The organism is Symbioplanes lichenis, from assembly GCF_030709675.1.
GTDB lineage: Bacteria > Actinomycetota > Actinomycetes > Mycobacteriales > Micromonosporaceae > Actinoplanes > Actinoplanes lichenis.
The window spans coordinates 208,854-228,337 of record NZ_JAUZQD010000004.1; the positions used below are offsets into that span (position 1 = coordinate 208,854).

General features: G+C 71.8%; 19 protein-coding genes. 14 read left to right on the forward strand and 5 right to left on the reverse strand.

The window, feature by feature from the left end; genetic code table 11:
* Nucleotides 1–80: 80 nt before the first annotated feature.
* Nucleotides 81–917, forward strand: coding sequence for an MEDS domain-containing protein (locus tag RAN62_RS11190; RefSeq protein WP_305784489.1), 837 nt, complete (start codon nt 81–83; stop codon nt 915–917).
* On the opposite strand, the gene RAN62_RS11195 is transcribed toward RAN62_RS11190, so the two are convergent.
* The 3 genes from RAN62_RS11195 to RAN62_RS11205 are packed head-to-tail and all read right to left on the reverse strand — an operon-like array spanning nt 877 to nt 3,762.
* Nucleotides 877–1,602 carry a DinB family protein gene (locus tag RAN62_RS11195; protein WP_305784490.1) on the reverse strand — a complete coding sequence of 242 codons (726 nt, stop codon included), beginning with the start codon at nt 1,600–1,602 and terminating at the stop codon, nt 877–879. The two genes, RAN62_RS11190 and RAN62_RS11195, sit on opposite strands and share 41 nt — an antisense overlap.
* Entirely contained in the window at nt 1,599–2,822 is a 1,224-nt protein-coding gene (locus RAN62_RS11200; RefSeq protein WP_305784491.1) for an erythromycin esterase family protein, read from the reverse strand. The genes RAN62_RS11195 and RAN62_RS11200 overlap by 4 nt, the downstream gene beginning before the upstream one ends.
* 28 nt (nt 2,823–2,850) lie before the next feature.
* Nucleotides 2,851–3,762: an NUDIX domain-containing protein gene (locus RAN62_RS11205; protein ID WP_305784492.1), complete on the reverse strand. Its 912-nt coding sequence runs from the start codon at nt 3,760–3,762 to the stop codon at nt 2,851–2,853.
* 27 nt (nt 3,763–3,789) lie between these two features.
* Here RAN62_RS11205 and RAN62_RS11210 point away from each other — a divergent pair, with 27 nt between their 5' ends.
* Nucleotides 3,790–4,293: a GNAT family N-acetyltransferase gene (locus RAN62_RS11210; RefSeq protein ID WP_305784493.1), complete on the forward strand. Its 504-nt coding sequence runs from the start codon at nt 3,790–3,792 to the stop codon at nt 4,291–4,293.
* Between the two features lie 963 nt (nt 4,294–5,256).
* On the opposite strand, the gene RAN62_RS11215 is transcribed toward RAN62_RS11210, so the two are convergent.
* Nucleotides 5,257–7,053 carry a SpoIIE family protein phosphatase gene (locus RAN62_RS11215; RefSeq protein ID WP_305784494.1) on the reverse strand — a complete coding sequence of 599 codons (1,797 nt, stop codon included), beginning with the start codon at nt 7,051–7,053 and terminating at the stop codon, nt 5,257–5,259.
* A gap of 583 nt (nt 7,054–7,636) precedes the next feature.
* Between RAN62_RS11215 and RAN62_RS11220 the strand changes: the two genes are divergently transcribed.
* The 11 genes from RAN62_RS11220 (at nt 7,637) to RAN62_RS11270 (ending at nt 17,349) form a co-directional block, all read left to right on the forward strand.
* Nucleotides 7,637–8,440 carry an ABC transporter ATP-binding protein gene (locus RAN62_RS11220; protein ID WP_305784495.1) on the forward strand — a complete coding sequence of 268 codons (804 nt, stop codon included), beginning with the start codon at nt 7,637–7,639 and terminating at the stop codon, nt 8,438–8,440.
* Nucleotides 8,441–8,457: 17 nt separating this feature from the next.
* Complete coding sequence (locus RAN62_RS11225; RefSeq protein ID WP_305784496.1) at nt 8,458–9,291, forward strand: ABC transporter permease; 834 nt, start codon at nt 8,458–8,460, stop codon at nt 9,289–9,291.
* A 76-nt stretch (nt 9,292–9,367) separates the two neighbouring features.
* Nucleotides 9,368–10,465: an ABC transporter substrate-binding protein gene (locus RAN62_RS11230; protein WP_305784497.1), complete on the forward strand. Its 1,098-nt coding sequence runs from the start codon at nt 9,368–9,370 to the stop codon at nt 10,463–10,465.
* 80 nt (nt 10,466–10,545) lie between these two features.
* Complete coding sequence (locus RAN62_RS11235; protein WP_305784498.1) at nt 10,546–11,649, forward strand: ABC transporter substrate-binding protein; 1,104 nt, start codon at nt 10,546–10,548, stop codon at nt 11,647–11,649.
* A gap of 41 nt (nt 11,650–11,690) precedes the next feature.
* The gene (locus RAN62_RS11240) at nt 11,691–12,746 is read left to right on the forward strand and encodes an LLM class flavin-dependent oxidoreductase (protein ID WP_305784499.1); all 1,056 of its coding nucleotides are present in this window, start codon (nt 11,691–11,693) and stop codon (nt 12,744–12,746) included.
* Nucleotides 12,743–13,369 carry a cysteine hydrolase family protein gene (locus RAN62_RS11245; protein ID WP_305784500.1) on the forward strand — a complete coding sequence of 209 codons (627 nt, stop codon included), beginning with the start codon at nt 12,743–12,745 and terminating at the stop codon, nt 13,367–13,369. Before RAN62_RS11240 ends, RAN62_RS11245 begins: the two co-directional genes overlap by 4 nt.
* A complete protein-coding gene (locus tag RAN62_RS11250) occupies nt 13,366–14,700 on the forward strand; it encodes an NtaA/DmoA family FMN-dependent monooxygenase (RefSeq protein ID WP_305784501.1) in 1,335 nt (444 codons plus the stop codon). The genes RAN62_RS11245 and RAN62_RS11250 overlap by 4 nt, the downstream gene beginning before the upstream one ends.
* A 1-nt stretch (nt 14,701) precedes the next feature.
* On the forward strand, nt 14,702–15,904 hold the full coding sequence (locus RAN62_RS11255) for an MFS transporter (RefSeq protein WP_305784502.1): 1,203 nt from the start codon (nt 14,702–14,704) through the stop codon (nt 15,902–15,904).
* 32 nt (nt 15,905–15,936) lie between these two features.
* Nucleotides 15,937–16,365, forward strand: a complete 429-nt coding sequence (locus RAN62_RS11260) for a hypothetical protein (protein ID WP_305784503.1) — start codon at nt 15,937–15,939, stop codon at nt 16,363–16,365.
* Nucleotides 16,362–16,862 carry an NADPH-dependent FMN reductase gene (locus RAN62_RS11265; protein WP_305784504.1) on the forward strand — a complete coding sequence of 167 codons (501 nt, stop codon included), beginning with the start codon at nt 16,362–16,364 and terminating at the stop codon, nt 16,860–16,862. The genes RAN62_RS11260 and RAN62_RS11265 overlap by 4 nt, the downstream gene beginning before the upstream one ends.
* The gene (locus RAN62_RS11270; RefSeq protein WP_305784505.1) at nt 16,855–17,349 is read left to right on the forward strand and encodes a flavin reductase family protein; all 495 of its coding nucleotides are present in this window, start codon (nt 16,855–16,857) and stop codon (nt 17,347–17,349) included. The genes RAN62_RS11265 and RAN62_RS11270 overlap by 8 nt, the downstream gene beginning before the upstream one ends.
* 210 nt (nt 17,350–17,559) lie before the next feature.
* Here the strand turns inward: RAN62_RS11270 and RAN62_RS11275 are convergent, their stop codons facing one another.
* Nucleotides 17,560–17,874, reverse strand: a complete 315-nt coding sequence (locus tag RAN62_RS11275; protein ID WP_305784506.1) for a type II toxin-antitoxin system PemK/MazF family toxin — start codon at nt 17,872–17,874, stop codon at nt 17,560–17,562.
* Between the two features lie 153 nt (nt 17,875–18,027).
* Between RAN62_RS11275 and gnd the strand changes: the two genes are divergently transcribed.
* Nucleotides 18,028–19,467, forward strand: coding sequence for an NADP-dependent phosphogluconate dehydrogenase (gene gnd / locus RAN62_RS11280; RefSeq protein ID WP_305784507.1), 1,440 nt, complete (start codon nt 18,028–18,030; stop codon nt 19,465–19,467).
* Nucleotides 19,468–19,484 lie beyond the last annotated feature (17 nt).

Sequence of the window (19,484 nt, forward strand, 5' to 3'; positions counted from 1 at the left end):
GCCGCCGATCACGGTTTGACCTGCGTAATCTACGCGCAGGCCGCCGCGGGGGTGGCGGGTCACGCTCAGGGGACGGGTGCATGGACACTTCGCCGCTCGGCCGGCTGCGGCCCGGGGACCACGTCTGCTGGACACACGCCGACGACGGGGAGCAGCGCCGGGTCGCCGCGGCCCACGTGCGGGCCGGGCTGCGCGACCATCACAAGATCGTCTGGTTCACCGGTCCCGCCGGGCGCGCGGCCGCCCTCGCCGGGCTCGCCGCCGACGGCATCGACGTCGCCGGGGCCCTGGCCACCGGCCGCCTCCAGGTCGCCACCGCGGCCGCCGCCCATCTCAGCCGCGGCCACTTCGACCCCGAGCAGACCTGCGCACGCTGGGCGGCGGCGATGCGCCGGGCCCGCACCGAGGGGTACGCCGGCCTGCGTGTCCTGGGCGACATGAGCTGGGCCGCCGGCCCGGTCCCCGGCGCCGAACGGGTCGGCTGGTTCGAGCGGCGCCTCAACCGGCTGGTCGCCGACGGCTTCGGCCTGGCCATCTGCCTGTACGACCGGCGCCGCTGCCCCGGCGACCTGCTCAGCGACGTCACCCGCGCGCATCCGGCCACCGTCACCGCCCGGGGCCCGGAGCGGGAGCCCCGGCTGCGCATGGCCCTGACGGCGGCCGTCCTCCGGCTCACCGGCGAGGCCGACGTGTCCAACCGCGACGCCCTGGCCTCTCTGCTGCGCCACCTGGTCGAGGACACGGGACCGGTCACGATCGATCTGGCCGGGCTGCGCTTCGCCGACGCGTCGACGTGCGAGCTCATCGTGGACACCGGGCGTACGGCGGGCGGGCGGCTGCGGACGACGGGAGCGCGCCCGCAGATCCACCGCCTCCTCACGCTGCTGGGCGGTGGTCTGGTCCCCGGTCTGCTGTGAGCACACCGAGGTCGCGTTCGGCGTAGTCGCGGTGGCACCACTCCTCGTTGAGCACCGTCTGCAGGCACTCGAGGACGGGATAGCTGTCGGCCGGGGGCCAGCCGGGCCCCTCGACCGGCGTGGTGCTGCTGGTGAGGTAGTCGCCGGTCAGCCCGTCGAGCACCTGCCGGACGCCGTCCATCCGATCGCGGCGCAGGGCGAGCACCTCGTCGAGCGACGGCCGGACGTTCCGGTCGCGGGGCACGCCGGGGGCGTCCGCCGCTTCGTCGTACGGCAGGTCGAGCGGGTGGAACGGCGCGGGGTCACCCTGCAGCACGCGCCGCACCCAGATGTCCGTGGCATAGAGAAGGTGGCGTTGCGTCTCGATGAAGGACCACTCCCCGTCCACGGACTCGTGCAGGAGGCTTTCGTCCAGCGTGCGGGCGCGCGCGACCGTGGCGGCCCACCGCGCCTCGACCACGTTCCACGCCTCGCGCAGCCCGGCCGGCGTGGTGGCCCGCAGGAGCTTGCGCTGCGGCTCGCGCCGGTCGAGCTCGGCCTGCACGAGCGGCCCGATGTCGACGCCGTTGACGGTCACGTTCTCCAGCTCGCCACTGATCGCGACATTGGTCAGGTAGGCGCCGCGGATCTCGACGTTGTGGAGCATCGCCTTGTCGATGCGCCGGTCCTGCATGCGGAAGCTCATACGCCCGAGGGATACGTCTCGGGCTCGCGCGTGTCAACCCGGGCCGTGTGCAGCGGGCGCAGCGCGGTCGTCTCGTCGAACCACAGGAAGGCGTCGTAGCGCTCCCCCAGCACGGTCGGCACGTAATTGCCCCAGCGCTCCCGCTCGGGCCGGTAGACCACGCCGATCGCCCGGTGGGAGATCTCCTCGGTGAGATCATCCGGCAGCAGGAACAGCGCCCGCGGCGGCGCCGTGGCGTGCAGGACGTCCTCGAGCGAGCCGGGGCGCCCGGGCGGCACGCCCATCACCTCCATCGGCTCACCCCACTGCGGCGCCGCGATCACGGTGCCGCGGTGGCTGCCCATGCCGGCGAGCAGCACCTGATCCGCGCCGTACCGCCGGCGGGCCAGCTCGCCGATGGTCACCTCGCCGTGCGCCGACTGATCGGTGGCCCGGGAGTCGCCGACGTGCGTGTTGTGGGCCCACACGACGGCCTTCGCTCCGGGCCCGTAGTGGTCGAGCAGCCGGGCGAGGGTCTCGTCCATGTGCCGGTCGCGGATGTTCCAGGCGTCCGGCCCGCCCCGGATCATGGCCCGGTAGTAGCTCTCGGCGCCGGCGACGATCTCGGCGTTCTGCGCGAGGTCGAGGCTGTTCGAGACCCGCATCCTCGTCGCGGCCAGCAGCTCGGCCACCTCACGCTCGCAGGTCGCGCCGACGAAGCGGGTCGCCCACGCGTACGCCTGCGGGTCCTCGCCGAAGGGCTCGAAGCACCTGTACGCGGCCAGCGCGTCCCCGACCGCCCCGGGATCGTGCTCCCGCAGGTGGACCAGGATCGCGCGCATCGACTCCCACAGCGAGTACACGTCGAGCCCGTGGAAGCCGACCGTCGCCGTCCGGTTCCAGTCGCGCAGCCACCGGGCGAAGTCCACGCACTCCTCGTTCGCCCACATCCAGGTGGGCCACCGGTCGTACGCGACCAGCGCCTCCCGCGGATCCGGCCCTTCCCTCGTGGCGGCGTCGACGCGCGCGCAGTCCGGCCAGTCCCCCTCGACGGCGACGAACGAGAACCCGTGCTCCTCGATCAGCCGCCGCGTGACGAGCGCCCGCCACTGATAGAACTCGTGCGTGCCGTGGCTGGCCTCGCCCAGCATGATCACCCGGCACGCGGCCGCCCGCTCGATCAGCGGGTCGAGGCTCGCCGGCCCGTCCAGCGGCATCGCCAGCTCCCGGAAGTGCGACATTCGGGTCGCGTACCCCCCAGGTTTTGTCTTATACGTCCGACTTCCGGACCAGCTCCAGCGTCGCGGGGAGCTGGGAGTGCAGGGGCGACGGCAGCTCCTCCGGCGTGAACCAGCCCAGCTCGTCGAACTTGTGCGGCTCGCCGATCGCCACCGCGGCCGGGTCGACGGTCGCGGCGAAGACCAGGGCCACCCAGTGGGAGCCGGGGCGCAGCACGTTGCGGACGCCCAGCAGGCGGATGTCGCGCGGGGTGGCGGCGTACTCCTCGGTGACCTCGCGGGTGACCGCCTGCTCGAAGGTCTCGCCCAGCTCCAGCGCGCCCGCCCCCGTGTCCCAGGTGCCCGGCTCGTCCCGCGCCCCGGCCGACCGGCGCGCGAGCAGGATCTTCCCGGCGCCGTCGTGGCACACGAACACGCACGACACCTTGGGCCCGGCCGGCTTCGACTCGCCCGGCTTCGGCTCGCCCGGGTTTGCTTCGCCCGGGTTCGGTTCGCCTGGGTTCGGCTCGCTCGGGTCTCGGGCGCTCGGGCTTGGTTCGGTGGGGAGCAGCCGGGGCAGCAGGCGGGCGGTGGTCGCGGCCAGGTCGTGGTCGTAGACCTCTTCCCGGGGTACGAACACCATCGCCCGCCCCTCGCCCAGCACCACATCCTCCTGGCGCGCGTCGGTCACTCCCCCGAAGGCGTGAAAGGTGACCTCGTGCGGGAAGCCGAGCTCGTACGGCCGGGGACCGCTCCACAACGGACGCAGCTCACCCACCGTCAGCCCCGTCTCCTCGAACAGCTCCCGATGCGCCGCCTCGATCGGCGTCTCGCCGTCCTCGATCCGCCCGCCCGGCAGACTCCACTTGTCGGGTGCCGTGGGCGCATGCTCGTCCCGATGCTGCAACAGCACCGCCCCGTCGCCGTTGACGAGCACCACGAGCGACACCTCGTACGAAGCCATCCCGTGATCGTTCCATACGCTGCGCCCATGCTGCTGCGCACCGCCACCGGGGCCGACCTGCCCGGCCTGCTCGCCACCCAGGAGGAAGGCGCCCTGGCCGGCTTCGCCCACATCTTCCCCCCGGCCACCTACCCCTACCCGCGCGCCGAACTCCAAGCCGCATGGGAAGCCGAGCTGACCGATCCCGCCGTCGAGGTCCTGGTGGCCCCTGACGCCGACCGCATCCTGGCCTTCGCAGCCCTCCGCGCCAACGAACTCCTCCACTTCGGCACAGCGGTCGCCACCTGGGGCACCGGCCTCGCCGCAACCATCCACGACGAACTCCTCCCCCGCCTCGCCGCATCCGGCTCCGCCCACGCCAAGCTGCACGTGATGACGGAGAACCACCGCGCCCGCCGCTTCTACGAGCGCCACGGCTGGCAGCCCACCGGCCTGATCACCCGCGAGCCCTACCCACCCCACCCCGACCTGATCGAATACCGCCTCCCCCTCCCTCCCGCCCAGCCGCCGAAACAAGCCAACTCTCAATAACGGCAGCACAATTCTCACGCCCATTCACGCGGCCTTTCAACGCCCTTACCGCCGCAAAGGTCTACGCAATTCCCGGGCCGGCCGCAATGAGGTGAATAACGGACCGAGCACAAGCGGGGCAGGCGGGGCAGGCGGGCAGGCAGGCGGACGGGCAGACGGGCAGGCGGGCGGACGGACGGGCGGACGGCAGGCGGACGCGCGCGGGGAACGAGCAACCTCGCGGACGCAGGTGCAGGGGGCGGACGCGGGCGCGAGACCCGATGGCGACGCGGGAGCACGAGGCGCCGGCCCAAGCGGATCGACCGTTGCGGCCGGGCCCTGGTGCTCAGCGCGAATCTTCGCCGAGTGATCGGAACGCGCGGCACGCCGCCGCCCGACGCGCTGCTCCTCGGCATACTTCGCCGAACGCGTCGCTCCTCAAGGCGCTGCTGCTCGGGACACTCCTGCTCCGCGCGATCCCGCTCAGCACACCGCCGCCCGAAGCGCCGCCGCTCGGCACACTCTCGCTCCACGCGATCCCGCTCAGCACACCGCCGCCCGAAGCGCCGCCGCTCGGCACACTCCCGCTGAACGCGCCGCTTCTCGGCACACTCCCGCTCGGCGCGCTGCTGCTCCTCAGGTGTGGACGGTGGGCCTGAGTCCGGAGCACTGTGGAACTCGCGGTAGAGCGTGCGGGCGTGACGTACCGCCTTGCCCCAGTCGCGATGCCGCGCATGGGCGCGCCGGAACTCGTCGCGCCCGGCGTCACGGCGGCGCGATCGGCCCCGCCCGCGCCCGGCCACCACGCCCGGCCCGCGCACACCCGTCCCGCGCAAGGCCACCACGCCCGGCGTGTCGAAAAGCGACAGCTGCTCCATGCCAACAATTGTCCTCCGCGCGCCCCGCAAATACCGCATCGAAATGACGTCACCAACGCCATACTTTGCGCGCTCAGCAATTGGCGCGAAAAGACGACGGCAAAAGCTAGAAGCGCAAAAAGCCCCGCAGATCGCGCGTCTCGTCGGTGATGGGGCGCAGGGCCAGCAGACACGTGTCGTCCGCCGGGTTGGCGCGGCGCAGGCGACCCAGCAATTCCTCCAGCGGCCGGCGCGGCCTGGCCGCCACCGCCTCGTCCATCGTGCGGCGCACGTCGGCGAGGCCGTCGTCCGGCCCGCGGTGGCGGTGTTCGACCAGGCCGTCGGTGTAGCAGAGGAGCACGTCGCCGAGGCGGAGGTCGAGGACCGCGGCCTCGTAGCGGGCGTCGTCGAGGACGCCGAGGATGGGGCCGGAGGGGCGGGGCAGCGGGGCCGTGCGGCCGGCGCGGTGCAGCAGAGGCGGGGGGTGGCCGGCCTGGGCCCAGACGAGGCGGCGGCGGGCCGGTTCGTAGCGGGCGACGACGGCGGTGGCGGTGGTTTCCGGGAGTTCGCTCTCGGCGGCGAGATCGGCGACCAGGCGGTTGAGGCGGGTGAGCAGCTCGGCCGGGTCGCTCGTGGTGACGGCGAGGGCGCGCAGGGAGTATCGGAGCTGGGCCATCATCGTGGCGGCCGGGGTGCCGTGGCCGGCCACGTCGCCGACGGCGAGGAGGACGGAGCCGTCGCGCTGGGCGGCCGCGTGGTACCAGTCGCCGCCGACCAGGTCGTCGCGGGCGGCGGGGAGGTAGCGGACGGCGACCTTGAGGCCGGGGAGCGGGACCGGCTCGTCGGGGATCGGCAGGATGACCTGGCGCAGGCGGGTGGCGACCTCGTGCTCGGCCGCAGCGGAGCGGCGCTGCTCGGCGAGCTGGCGTTCGACCTCGGCCAGGCGCAGGGCGGCGGTCTCGCGGGCGGTGACGTCCTGGACGATGCCGAAGACCCGCAGCGGCTTGCCGGTGGTGTCGCGGGTGGCGTCGATGACCGCGTGGACGTGCTTGATCTGGTCGCCGACGCGGATGCGGACGGTCATGTCGACCTGTTCGCCGCGGGCGAAGGCCTCGGTGACCGCGGCGTGCAGGGGCCGGTCCTCGGGCACGATCATCGCCTCGGAGAGCGCGTGCGGCATCGGGCCCAGGGCGGGGTCGCGGCCGTAGATCCGGTAGAGCTGGGCCGACCACCGGATGTCCCCGCTGACCAGGTCCCACTCGCCCCAGCCGAGGTTGCCGAGGCGCTCGGTGGCGGCGATGCGGGCGTCCTCGGCCGGGGCGACGTCGAGGCGCTCCCAGGTGACCAGGAGCGCGGAGCCGAGCCGGTGCGCCCGGATCATGTAGCGCCCCTCGCGGGAGGTGAACGGGCCGGTCTCGGCCGGCTCCCCGGTGCTCAGCACGCGGTCGAACATCCGCCAGCGCTCGCTCTCCAGCTCCTCGGGGAACTGGGCGGCCAGCCGCCGGCCCACCATCTCGCGGCTCAGCGTGCCGTCGGAGGTGACGGCTCCGGGCGTGGTCGCGGCGTACTCGAGGTCGACGAGGCGCCCGCCCGGGTCGCGTACCGGAAGCAACAAGGCCGCGTTGCCGGGCAGCGTGTCGAGGACGGCCTGGACCACCGCCAGCCAGGGTTCGGAGCGGCGCAGCCGCACCGCGTCGGGCGGGGGCGGCACCGGGAGCCGGAGTGCGGGGGCGCCGGTGGCCTCGGGCGGGTCGAGCAGGGCGATCACGTCGCGGGCGACGTCGGCGAGCGGGCGGCCCTCGTCGGCGGCCATCTGCAGCAGGTGCCGGTGGGCCTCGGCGAGGCGGCACCGGGTGCGCCCGGCGAGCAGCCCGATCGCCCGGTCCACGACCGCCCCGCCCCCCGCCGGTGCGGCGGAGGTCACGAGTTGTCCCGACGAATGCCACCCACTCAATGCCGACCTGCCCTCCCCGTTCAGGTCTCCTGATTACGCCAGCGGCGGCGCCGCCGTCATCACCCGAACGCCCGGATGACGGGCCGGAGGCCGGGATTGTCACCCGATCGGGCCACAGGGCGCGGGAGTGGCCGAGCGTGGGGATATGCTCACGCTCGGCACATTGATGTCCGTACGGTGTGATCGGCGCAACATATTCGTACCGGCGCGCGGACCAGCGGTATCGCGGCGCAAAAGGTAACGATTACATCACGGCGGACACGGGCCGAAAGCTTCCCGTTGCCGCCCGGACGTCCGATCCGTCCCCGCGCACGACCGTCTATGGGCAGGTCACGGGGCTTCGAGCGGGTTCGATGCCGAGCCGGTCACCATTCCCCGTGTTAACGGACGGGAAACTTCGCTTACTTGCGCCGGAATCATGACCTCCCTAGGTTCCTTGCAGCTTGAGTCCCGCGAAGCCATTCCTCGTATTCGCCTCGCATTCCTCGGCTCCATCGACGCTACCCGTCCACTTGGAGACCGCCATGCCCGCACGCGTCCAGGGCCCGCTCGCATGAGCGTCGCCACGGCAACGTCCATTCAGGTCACCGGTGCCCGCCGGGTGTACCCGTCCGGCGCGGGGGGCGAGCTGGTCGCGCTGAACGATGTGGATCTGAGCGTCCGGGCGGGCAGCTTCGTCAGCGTGATCGGGCCCAGCGGCTGCGGCAAGTCCACTCTGCTGCGCCTGGTCGCCGGGCTCGAGGACCCGGAGCGGGGCGAGGTCCGGGTCTGCGGCGTCAGCCCGCACGAGGCGGCCGCGGCCAAGATGCTCGGGCTGGTCCCGCAGACGCCCGCGCTGCTGCCCTGGCTGTCGGTGCTGGGCAACGTCAAGCTCCCGGCGAAGGTCAACCGGGGCGCGTCCCGCAAGCGCGCCGGCGTGCCCGGTCCCTCCATGGAGGAGCTGCTGCGCAAGGCCGGCCTGCAGGACGCCATGCACAAGCTGCCGAGCCAGCTCTCCGGCGGCATGCAGCAGCGCGCGGCCATCGTGCGCGCCTTCGCGCTGCGGCCCGACGTGCTGCTCATGGACGAGCCCTTCTCCGCGCTCGACGAGTTCACCCGCGAGAGCCTGCAGGAGCAGCTCCTCGACCTGTGGGACGAGCTGCAGGCGACCGTCCTGTTCGTCACGCACTCGGTCACCGAGGCGGTCCGGCTCTCCGACCGCATCGTGGTGATGGCGCCGCGCCCCGGCCGCATCACCGAGGTGATCGACGTGGACCTCCCCCGGCCGCGCGGCTCGGCGCTGCTCAAGACGCCGGAGTTCCACCACTACGAGGACCTGGTCCGCGACGCCCTGCGCGGCGCGTTCCACGGGTCCTGAGCACAGGAGGAGGACCCGTGGCCGAGCAAGAAGTGATCATGCCCCTGCCCGCGGCCCGCCGCCGGACCCGCCGTCCGAGCCTGGGCTTCCTGCACCCGCGCATGTGGCTGCCGCTGGTGCTGATGCTGGTCCTGCTGGGCTTCCTGTGGCAGTGGGGCGCCCACAAGCTGCCCTATCTGCTGCCGCCGCTCGAGGACATCGGCACCACGCTGAAAGAGGACTCGGAGTACTACCTCGACAGCGCCTGGGCGACTCTCAAGGAGGCCCTCGGCGGCCTCGGCCTGGGTCTCGTGTGCGCCTTCGTGCTGGCCATCGTGGTCAGCGAGTTCCCGCTGGCCCGGCGCGCGATCATGCCGGTCGCGGTCATCCTCAACGTGACCCCGCTCGTGGCGATCGCCCCGGCCCTGGTGGTCGCCTTCGGCTTCGGCATGCTGCCCAAGCTCATCGTCACCGGGCTCATCTGCTTCTTCCCGATCCTGATCAACACCTCGATGGGCCTGCGGACCGTGCCGCAGCCGGTGCTGCAGGTCTACCGGACGGTCAACGCCTCCCGGCTCGAGACGCTCTGGTACATCCGGATCCCGAGCGCCATGCCGTACCTCTTCGCCGCGCTGCGCATCGTCTTCCCGCTCTCGATCGTCGGCGCCGTCGTCGCCGAGCTGTCGGCGGCCGGCTCCTCGAAGGGCCTGGGCACGGCGATCAGCCTCGCTTCCTCGATGAACCGGCTGGCCGCGGTCTGGGCCTCCATCGCGATCCTCGCGGTGCTCGGCTCCCTGCTGCTGCTCGCGGTGACCCTGCTGGAGCGCCGCGTCCTGCACTGGCACGAGACCCGCCAGGGTTCCGGCCGCTGATCCCCCGACTCCGCCGGTCGTCCGCCTCGGGCGACCGGTTTGCCCTGCCCGGAGAAAAATCACCAGGAGTGACGACATGAGAACCGGAATCCGAACAACCCTGGCTGTCGCCGCGGCGGCCACGCTGCTCGGCTCCGTCGCCGCGTGCGGCACGTCGGACGACGACGCGTCGGCGTCGCCCAGCGCGTCGAGCGGCTCGGCCATCTCGGCCGAGCGCTGCGAGAAGAACAAGGCCGCCGGCGAGATCACCTACCTGTCCGGCTACCAGTGGCAGGCCTCGGCCTCCATCCTGGAGTACGCCGCGGCGGACAAGCTGGGCTACTTCAAGGACCTGTGCCTGAACGTCAAGCTCCAGCCGGGCACCGGTGACGTCGCCCAGAACACCAAGCTCCTCGCCTCCGGCAAGGTGACCTTCAGCCCGGTCAGCGAGCAGGACATCCTGACCGCGAACGCCAACGGCATCAAGGTGCAGGGCATCTCGTCCTACTCCAACGTCGGCCTCGAGGTCCTCATGACCATGCCCGACGTCACCGACCTCAAGCAGCTCAACGGCACCACGCTGGGCCAGAAGGGCGCCATGCCGGTCGGCGTGCAGGCCATGCTCGTGCAGGCCGGCGCGGACTACAAGAGCATCAAGCAGGTCGTCGTCGGCTACGACCCGTCGATCCTGCCCCGCGGCCAGGTCAAGTCGCTGACGGGCTTCATCTCCAACGAGCCCAACCAGCTCAAGGCGCAGGGCAAGGAGGTCAAGGTCTGGCGCCCGTACGACTACAAGGTCCCGGGCTCGCTCGGCGCCATGGCCGTCAACCCCGACTTCGCCGCCAAGAACCCGACCGCGGTCGAGGACGTCCTGCGCGCCCAGCTGCACGCGTTCGAGTACTGCGAGACGCACGCCGGGGAGTGCGTCGCGGCCGCCGCCAAGCTGACCGGCGCCGGCTACGACGAGAAGGCCAACGAGGGCATCTGGACGACCGAGGTCGACACGATCCGCAGCAGCGTCCCGGCCGGCACCCCGCTGGGCAGCGTCGACACCGCCAACGTGTCCTCGCTCGTCACGATGCTCAACACCTACACCGGCACCAAGATCGTCGACGCGGACGCCCAGGCGGAGTTCGCGCCCCAGTACGTCAAGAACATCTACACCGGCGACAAGTTGATCTGGCCCGCCCCGTAATCACGTACCCCGTGCCAGAACGACCTTTTTAGACCCGAGCCGGCCACCCGTACCGGCCTGAACGCACCAGAGGCGAAACGATGAGAAACCGGATCCGTACCACGCTGGCCGTCGCCGCGAGCGCCGTCCTGGCGGTCACCGCGAGTGCCTGCTCGTCGGACGACGACAAGCCCTCGGCGCAGCGTTCCCCCGGAGCCCTGATCTCGGCTGATCGGTGCGAGCAGAACAAGGCCGCCGGGGAGATCGTCTACCTCTCCGGCTACGGGTGGCAGGCCTCGGCCTCCATCCTCGAGTACGCCGCGGCCAAGAAGCTGGGCTACTTCGAGGACCTGTGCCTGAACGTCGCGCTGGAGCCCGGCACCGGCGACGTCGCGCAGAACACCAACCTGATGGCCGCCGGTCACGTGACCTTCAGCCCGGTGAGCCAGCAGGACATCCTCACCGCCAACGCCAACGGCATCCACATCCAGGGCATCTCGTCGTACTCGAACTCGGGTCTCGAGGTCCTCATGACGATGCCGGACGTCAAGAATCTCAAGCAGCTCGACGGCACCAAGCTGGGCCAGAAGGGCGCCATGCCGGTCGCTGTGCAAGCCATGATGATCAAGGAGGGCGTCGACTTCGACTCGGTCCAGCAGACCGTCGTCGGCTACGACCCCTCCATCCTGCCCCAGGGCCAGGTCAAGTCGCTGACGGGCTTCATCTCCAACGAGCCCAACCAGCTCAAGGCGGCCGGCAAGAAGGTCACCGTGTGGCGCCCGTCCGACTACCAGGTGCCCAGCTCGCTGGGCTCGATGGCGGTCGACCCCGAGTTCGCCACCGAGCACCCGACCGCGGTCGAGGACGTGCTCCGGGCGGCCCTGCACGCCTACGAGTACTGCGAGGCCAACGCCGCGGAGTGCGTCAAGTACACCGCCGAGCTCGACGGCGGCAGCCAGGGCTTCCCGTACGACCAGCAGGCCAACGTGGGCATCTGGCAGACCGAGGCCCAGGTGGTCAAGGAGACTCGGAAGGCCGGCACCCCGCTGGGCACGATCGACCTGGACAACGTGCACGCGCTGGCGGACATGCTGAACAAGTACACCGTGACCCAGATCAGCGCCGACGACGAGCGGGACGAGTTCGCGCCGCAGTTCATCCAGAACATCTACGACGGCGACAAGCTGATCTGGCCCGCCCCGTAGGGGGGCGGGGAGACCAGCGCACCAGAAAGGAGCCGGACACCATGTCGGCCAAAGAATACGGAGTGTTCCTGCCCATCGGTAACGGTGGCTGGATGCTCTCCGAGACAGCACCCCACCCCGAGGCCACGTACGCCTACAACCGCAAGGTCGCGGTCGACGCGGAGGCCATCGGCCTGGACTTCATCATGAGCATGGCCAAGTGGAAGGGCTTCGGCGGCACGACCGACCACTGGGGTCAGACGCTCGAGTCGATGACCCTGATGTCGGCGCTCGCCGAGGCCACGTCCACGGTGAAGATCTGGGCCACCATGCACGCCAACATCCACCACCCCGCGATCGCGGCGAAGATGTTCACCACGCTGCAGGACGTCTCCGGCGGCCGGGCGGGCATGAATATCGTCAACGGCTCGTACGCGGCGGAGTTCGAGCAGATGGGCCTCTGGGACCCGGCGCTCTCGCACGGCGAGCGCTACCGGATGACCGAGGAGTGGACGCAGGCGGTCAGCCGCCTGTGGACCGAGGACAAGGTCACCATGAAGAGCGACTTCTTCACGCTCGACGAGTGCGAGTCGCGCCCGCACCCGGCGACCCGTCCGGCCATCATCAGCGCCGGCCGCTCCGAGTCCGGCCGCGACTTCCAGGCCCGGTACGCCGACGGCGCCTTCCTGTCGGCCGACAATCTCGAGCAGATGCGCGACTTCTCGCGGGACGTCCACGAGCGCGCGATCTCTCACGGCCGGACCGTCAAGACGTACTCGATGCTCACGGTCGTGCTCGACGAGACCGACGCCGCGGCGGAGGCGAAGGCCGAGCGCTATTCGGCGGGGCTCGACAAGGACGCGCTGTTCAACATGCGGACGTCGTGGGGCATCCCGGCCGAGACGGCGCGGGCGTGGGCCGAGGGCGCGAAGGGCACCGACGCGTTCCAGACCCCGTACGTCACCGGCAGCGCCGCCACGGTGATCGAGCACATCCAGAAGATCACGACCGAGGCGGAGCTGGACGGCCTCATGCTGATCTTCCCGGACTACCACGCCGACCTGCTCCCCTTCGGTGAGGCCGTGCTCCCGGCTCTGCGCGCCGCGGACAACTCGTGAGTGCCTCGCGCGACCGGCAGCTCGCGACGCTGCCGGGGCGCCCCGCGCTCATCGTGGTGGACGTGCAGCGGGACTTCGCCGAGCCCGATCGCATCGCCGGCTACGAGCCCGACCTGGGCGCCGTGGCCGCGGCCGTCGAGGGCACCGCGGAGGCCGTCCGGGCCGCCCGGGCCGCCGGCGTGCCGGTGATCTGGGTGGAGCTGGGCAGCGACCCGGCCCACCCGTGGCGGGCCAGCGACTGGTTCCAGGGCATCGAGCCGCAGGACAACCCGTGCGTGGCGGGCACCGAGGGCGCCGAGTGGTACGGCGTCACCCCGGAGCCGGGCGAGATCCGCGTGGTCAAGCGGGGCTACAGCGGCTTCGTCGGCACCGATCTCGAGCAGAAGCTCATGGTCCTGGGCACGGGCTGGGTGGCGGTCTGCGGGCTGACCACCGAGTGCTGCGTGGCGGCCACCGTGGTCGACGCGTTCCAGCGCGACTACCCGGTGCTGGTGCCCCGGGACGCCGTGGCCGCGTACGACCCGGCGGTCAACGAGGCCGCGCTGCACCAGCTGGAGCTCACCGCGGCGGTCCTCACGGACAATGCTGAGCTGGCGGGTCTCTTCAAGGGGGCGGCGGCATGAGCGGCATGCATCTCGCGCTGGACCTCTCGTTCACGCACACCGAGGGCAAGTGGAACCGCGCCGGCTCCTGGGTCGGCCGCGACTTCCCGGACCACCGGATGTTCATGGAGCTGGCCGTCACCGCCGAGCGGGCGGGCATCGACCTGCTCTTCTTCGGCGACGGCACGGGCATCCCGGACACCTGGCACGGCTCGATCGACGCCGCCGTCGAGTGGGGCATCCAGTGGCCGCGGCACGACATGAGCCCGGTCATCGCGGCGATGTCCACGGTCACCGAGCACATCGGCTTCGGCCTGACCTACTCGTCGACCTTCATGCACCCCTTCTACGTGGCCCGGCTGCTCAACAGCCTCGACCACGTGACCGGGGGCCGGATCGCCTTCAACGTGGTCACCTCCACCCGCAGCGCCGACGCCGCGAACTACGGCTTCGACAAGCTGATGGAGCACGACCAGCGCTACGAGCGCATGGAGGAGTTCGTCGACGTCTGCCGGGCCCTGTGGGACTCGGTGGCGCCCGACGCGATCCTGCGCGACCGCGGGACGGGCCGGTTCGCCGACCCGGCCAAGGTGCACGCGATCGATCACCACGGGCGGTTCTTCGACGTCAAGGGTCCGCTGCCCAGCGTGCCCGGCCCGCAGGGGTCGCCCGTACTCGTGCAGGCGGGGGCCTCCCCCCGCGGCATCGCGGCGTCGGCCCGCTTCGCGGACGTGGTGTTCGGCTTCGGCGCCAGCGTGGCCTCGCAGCAGCGGCACCGCGGCGCGCTCGACCAGGCGCTGCGCGACGAGGGCCGCGACCCGTCGTCGGTCGGCATCCTCTGGGCCACCCAGGTGATCGTCGGGCGGACCAAGGAGGAGGCCGCGGCGCGGCGCGACGAGGTGCTCAGCTTCTGGGGCGAGGAGGCGGTGGGGGCGTACCTGTCCCACAACGCCGGCATCGACTTCGGCAAGCTGCCCGCGTCGTTCCCGCTCGGTGAGCTCAAGCGGCAGGCGGCGCTGGCCCAGGCGTCCCCGGCCGGCCTGATCGGCACGCTCATCGCCGAGCACGGCGAGGACTACGAGATGAGCCGGACCGAGTTCTTCGAGCACGGCTGGAAGAGCGCGACCGGCATGGACCACACCCTGATCGGTGACCCCGCCACCGTCGCCGACGCGCTGCAGGAGAACTTCCAGGCCACCGGCGCCCGCGGCGGCTACATGCTGTCCAGCCCGCTCGGCATGCCGTCCGGCTACGCCGACATCGCCGAGCTGCTCGCCCCGGAGCTGCGCCGGCGGGGGGCTCTCGCGCCGCGCTACCCCGGCCGGACCCTCCGCGAGAACCTGGCGGTCTAGGGTGCGCAAGCAGACGCTCCTGGTCTGCGCGCTCATCGCCTCGGCCCAGATGACCTGGGGTGTCGTCGTCCCCGTCCTGCCGCTGCACCTCGACCGCTTCGGCGTCGCGGCGACCCTGCTCGGCACGATCGTCACGGCGTTCGGCGTGGGCCGGGTGCTGGCGAACCTCCCGGCCGGCCTGGCGCTGCGGTGGCTCCCCGCCCGGACGTACCTCCGGGTCGTGCTGGTGGCGCTCGCCGCGGTGACCGCGCTGACCGGCCTGGCCCACACGGCGGGCGCGCTGATCGGTCTCCGGCTCGTCGCCGGAGTGCTCGGCGGCGCGGCGGTGACCATCGGCTTCGCCGTGCTGGTGGCCGGGGCTCCGGCGGAGCGCCGTGGTGCGGTGATGGCGACCGCCACGGTGGTGCAGATGAGCGGCGCGGCGGCCGGCTCGGTGCTCGGCGGGGCCGTCGTCGGCCTGGTCGGCACCAGCGGGACGTTCGTCGTTGCGGCCCTGCCGGTGCTGGCGTGCCTGGTCTGGGACCTGATCAGCCCGGCCGAGCACTACTGGGCGGCCCCGGCACCGCCTTCATCGCCGGGCGCGCCCAAGCTCACGCTGCGCGGTTTCGGTCATGTCCCGCTCCTGGTGGCGCTGTGCGGGGTGTCGTTCGCGACGTTCTTCGCGCGGTTCGCCGGCGAGCAGGGCCTGGTGCCGGTCATGGCGTACGACACGGGCGGGCTCACCCCGTTCACGCTCGGTCTCGCCACCGCGGCCGGCACGGTCGCCGGGCTGGCCACGATGCCGCTGATCGGGCGGTGGATCGATCGGGGCGCCCGCGCGCGACTGCTGATCCCGGCCGGGATCACGACGGCGGTCGCGCTCGTCGCCCTGCCCCTGCTGCACACCCCTTTCGGGTACGCGGCAGCGATCGTCGCCTACTCGGTCGGCACCGGCGTGGTCGGTGTGCTGCCCGGGGTGATCACGGGCGACGCGTACCCGGCGCAGGCGGCCGGGGCGATCGTGGGGCTGACCCGCACCGCCGGGGACCTCGGCGCCGCGGCCGGGCCGGTCACGGTCTTCGCGGTGGCGAGCGGGGCGGGCAACCTGGTGGCCTGCGCCGTGCTGGGCGGACTGGTCGTTCTGGCGGTGGCGGGTCTGCTGGCGACGGTGCCGGCGCCGGCCCGCACAGAGAAGCAACTCACAACGGAAGGAGCCACGCGATGACGACAATGACCTTGATCCATAGTATTGACCTCATGCCGGAACGCGGATGGCGCAGATTCGGACCCGAGAGCATAGAGCGGGCGATGCTGCTCGCCCTGGGCCGGGCGCGGGGCATCGAGCTGCGCCCCAAGTCGATCGACCTGGGCGACGGCAGCCGCCTGGAGATCGAGGGCGCCGACGAGGAAAACACCGTCCTCGTGCAGATCGTGGGCAACACGGGCACGTTCCGGTCCCAGCACCGCAACAAGGTGATGGCCGACATGTTCAAGCTCACCTGGCTGCGCGGGGCCTACTTCCCGCAGAGCCGGATCGTGCTGTGCGTCAGCGAGACCGCCGCCCAGGTCTTCACACCCGCCGCCTGGAGCACCCGCGCCGCGCGGGACCTGGGCATCGAAGTCTGCCTCTACCACACCGACGGCACGATCACGACGATCGTCCACCCCGCGGGAGCGACCCGATGAAGACCACGATCCTGGTGGGCAACCCCAAGCCCCGATCCCGCACCCTGGGTACGGCCACCGCCGTCGCGTCGTACCTCGGTGCGGCCGAAGACGCCCTCGTCATCGACCTCGCCGACTACGCCCCGCGCCTGTTCGACTGGTCGGACGCGGAGCTGGCGGACCTGAACGCGCAGGTGGCGGCCAGCGACCTGCTCATCGTGGCCTCGCCGACGTACAAGGCGACCTACACCGGCATGCTCAAGGCCTTCCTCGACCGCTACGACACCGACGGCCTGCACGGCGTCGTCGCGGTGCCCGTCATGACCGGCGGCGGCGACCTGCACGCCCTGTCGATCGAGACCTACCTGCGCCCGCTGCTCGTCGAGCTCGGCGCGACCGTCCCCGCCCGCGGCCTCTACATGACCATGGCCAGAATGGCGAACCAGGACCAGGTCGTCGAGGAGTGGGGCGCGACCGCCGGCCCGCTGATCAAGGCGGCGGTGAGCGCGCGTGCGTGACATCCCCATCCCGAGCCGGGAGTTCCGGCGCGTGCTCGGCGGCTTCGCCTCCGGCGTCACGATCATCACGGCGGTCGAGGCGGACGGCACCCCGGTCGGCATGACCTGCCAGTCCTTCTTCAGCCTGTCGCTGGACCCGCCGCTGATCGCCTTCTCGCCGGCGCGCACCTCGACGTCGTACCCGCGGATCCGCGACACGGGGTCGTTCTGCGTCAACATCCTCGAGGCGAGCCAGCGGCCGCTGTGCGAGCAGTTCGCGCGTACGGGCACGGACAAGTGGGCCGGCGTCTCGTGGACCCCGGGCCGGACGGGCAGTCCGATCCTCGACGGGGTGCTCGCGTCGATCGACTGCGAGCTGGAGCGCGAGGTCGAGGCCGGCGACCACTACCTGACCATCGGGCGGGTCGTCGAGCTCGACAGCAACCCCGGCGTCTCGCCGCTGCTCTTCTTCAACGGGTCCTACGCGGGCCTGAGCAACGCCGCTTGATCCTGCTCCACCTGTAGTTCTGCCGGACGTCGCCACCCGCTCCGGCCGCCGTGTCCTACACCGGCGGTCACGCTCGGTGGCCCTCCCGGCCGCGCTCTTGCCGCGCCCTTGCTTCCGCGCTTCCGCCGCGCCCTTGCTCTCGCCGCGCCCCCGCTGCGCCCGCGCTCTCGCCGCGCCCGCGCTCTCGCCGCGCCCGCGCTCTCGCTGCGGTCAGAGCTCGAAGAGCGCCTTCATCGCCTCCGTGAGCCGCGACATGCTGGCCCCCGTGACCATGCCGATGCGCTCCGCCCCGATCGACGCCGGCAGCCGCCGCATGCGGTTGACCACGACGACGCCCGTGATCGGATCCTGCTCCGTGAGCGCCACCGCATAGGGCGGCAGCTCCGTGACCCCGCGCTGCCGCACGATCGGAGCGCAGAACGGGGACGCGTTCGACCGGTCGTTGTAGGTGTCGGCCGAGAGCACGAGGACCCGGTAGCGCAGGTCGGTGCGGCTGCCGATGGTCCAGATCTCGCCGCGCTTCACGCGCCTGAGACTACCTTCGGCCCGATCATCTCCCGCCGCCGCACCGCGCTCGATCGAACCGGTGGCGTGTCTCATCCGTAACAATGGGCCTGACGGCTTGCGGACAGGCGGGAGCGCGGGGGTTCCCGCCGTCCGCGTGGAGGAGGGACGTTCATGTCGGAGAAGGCACAGATCGGCGTCACCGGCCTGGCGGTGATGGGGCGCAACCTGGCCCGCAACTTCGCGCGTCACGGCCACACGGTCGCGGTGCACAACCGCAGCTACCAGCGCACCGAGGAGCTGGTGAAGGAGTTCGGCCACGAGGGGACGTTCCTGCCCGCGGAGTCGGCCGAGGACTTCGTGGCCAGCCTGGAGAAGCCGCGCCGGGTGATCATCATGGTCAAGGCGGGCAAGGCCACGGACGCCGTGATCGACGAGTTCGCGCCGCTGCTCGAAGAGGGCGACATGCTCATCGACGCCGGCAACGCCCACTATGCGGACACCCGCCGGCGTGAGGCTGCTCTCAAGGAACGCGGTCTGCACTTCGTCGGCACCGGCGTGTCGGGCGGCGAGGAGGGCGCGCTGCACGGCCCGTCGATCATGCCGGGCGGCTCCAAGGAGTCGTACGAGGCCCTCGGCCCGCTGCTCGAGGACATCTCGGCGAAGGTCGACGGGGAGCCGTGCTGCGTGCACGTCGGCCCGGACGGCGCCGGCCACTTCGTCAAGATGGTGCACAACGGCATCGAGTACGCGGACATGCAGCTCATCGCCGAGGCGTACGACCTGCTCCGCCAGGCGGGCGGCCACTCCCCCGCGGAGATCGCCTCGGTGTTCAAGACCTGGAACGAGGGGCGCCTCGGGTCGTACCTGATCGAGATCACCGCCGAGGTCCTCCAGCAGACCGACGCCGCGACCGGCAAGCCCTTCGTCGACATCGTCAAGGACGCCGCCGAGCAGAAGGGCACCGGCCGCTGGACCGTCCAGGCCGCCCTCGACCTGGGCGTCCCCGTGTCGGGCATCGCCGAGGCGGTCTTCGCCCGCGCCCTGTCCGGCGGCACCGACGTCCGCGAGGCGGCGGCCACGGCCCAGCTCCCGGGCCCGTCCGCGCAGGCCGGCTCGCACGGCGGCGACCTGCAGGCCGACGTCGAGCAGGCGCTCTTCGCCTCCAAGATCGTCGCCTACGCCCAGGGCTTCCAGCAGATCCAGGCGGCCAGCGCCGAGTACGACTGGGAGATCGACCCGGGCGCCATGGCCAAGATCTGGCGCGCGGGCTGCATCATCCGCGCCAAGTTCCTCGACTACATCAAGCAGGCCTACGACAAGCAGCCCGAGCTCGCCACCCTCCTGGTCGACGACTACTTCCTCGACGCCGTCTCCGGCGCCCAGGAAGCCTGGCGCCGCGTCGTCGCCACGGCCGCCGCCCAGGGCATCCCCGCCCCGGGCTTCGCCTCCGCCCTGGCCTACTACGACGGCCTGCGCGCGTCCCGCCTGCCCGCCGCCCTGATCCAGGGCCAGCGCGACTTCTTCGGCGCGCACACCTACCAGCGCGTCGACAAGGAAGGCGCCTTCCACACCCTCTGGGCCACCGAGGACCGCAAGGAGATCGACGCCTGAGAAGGCCTCGGGCCGGC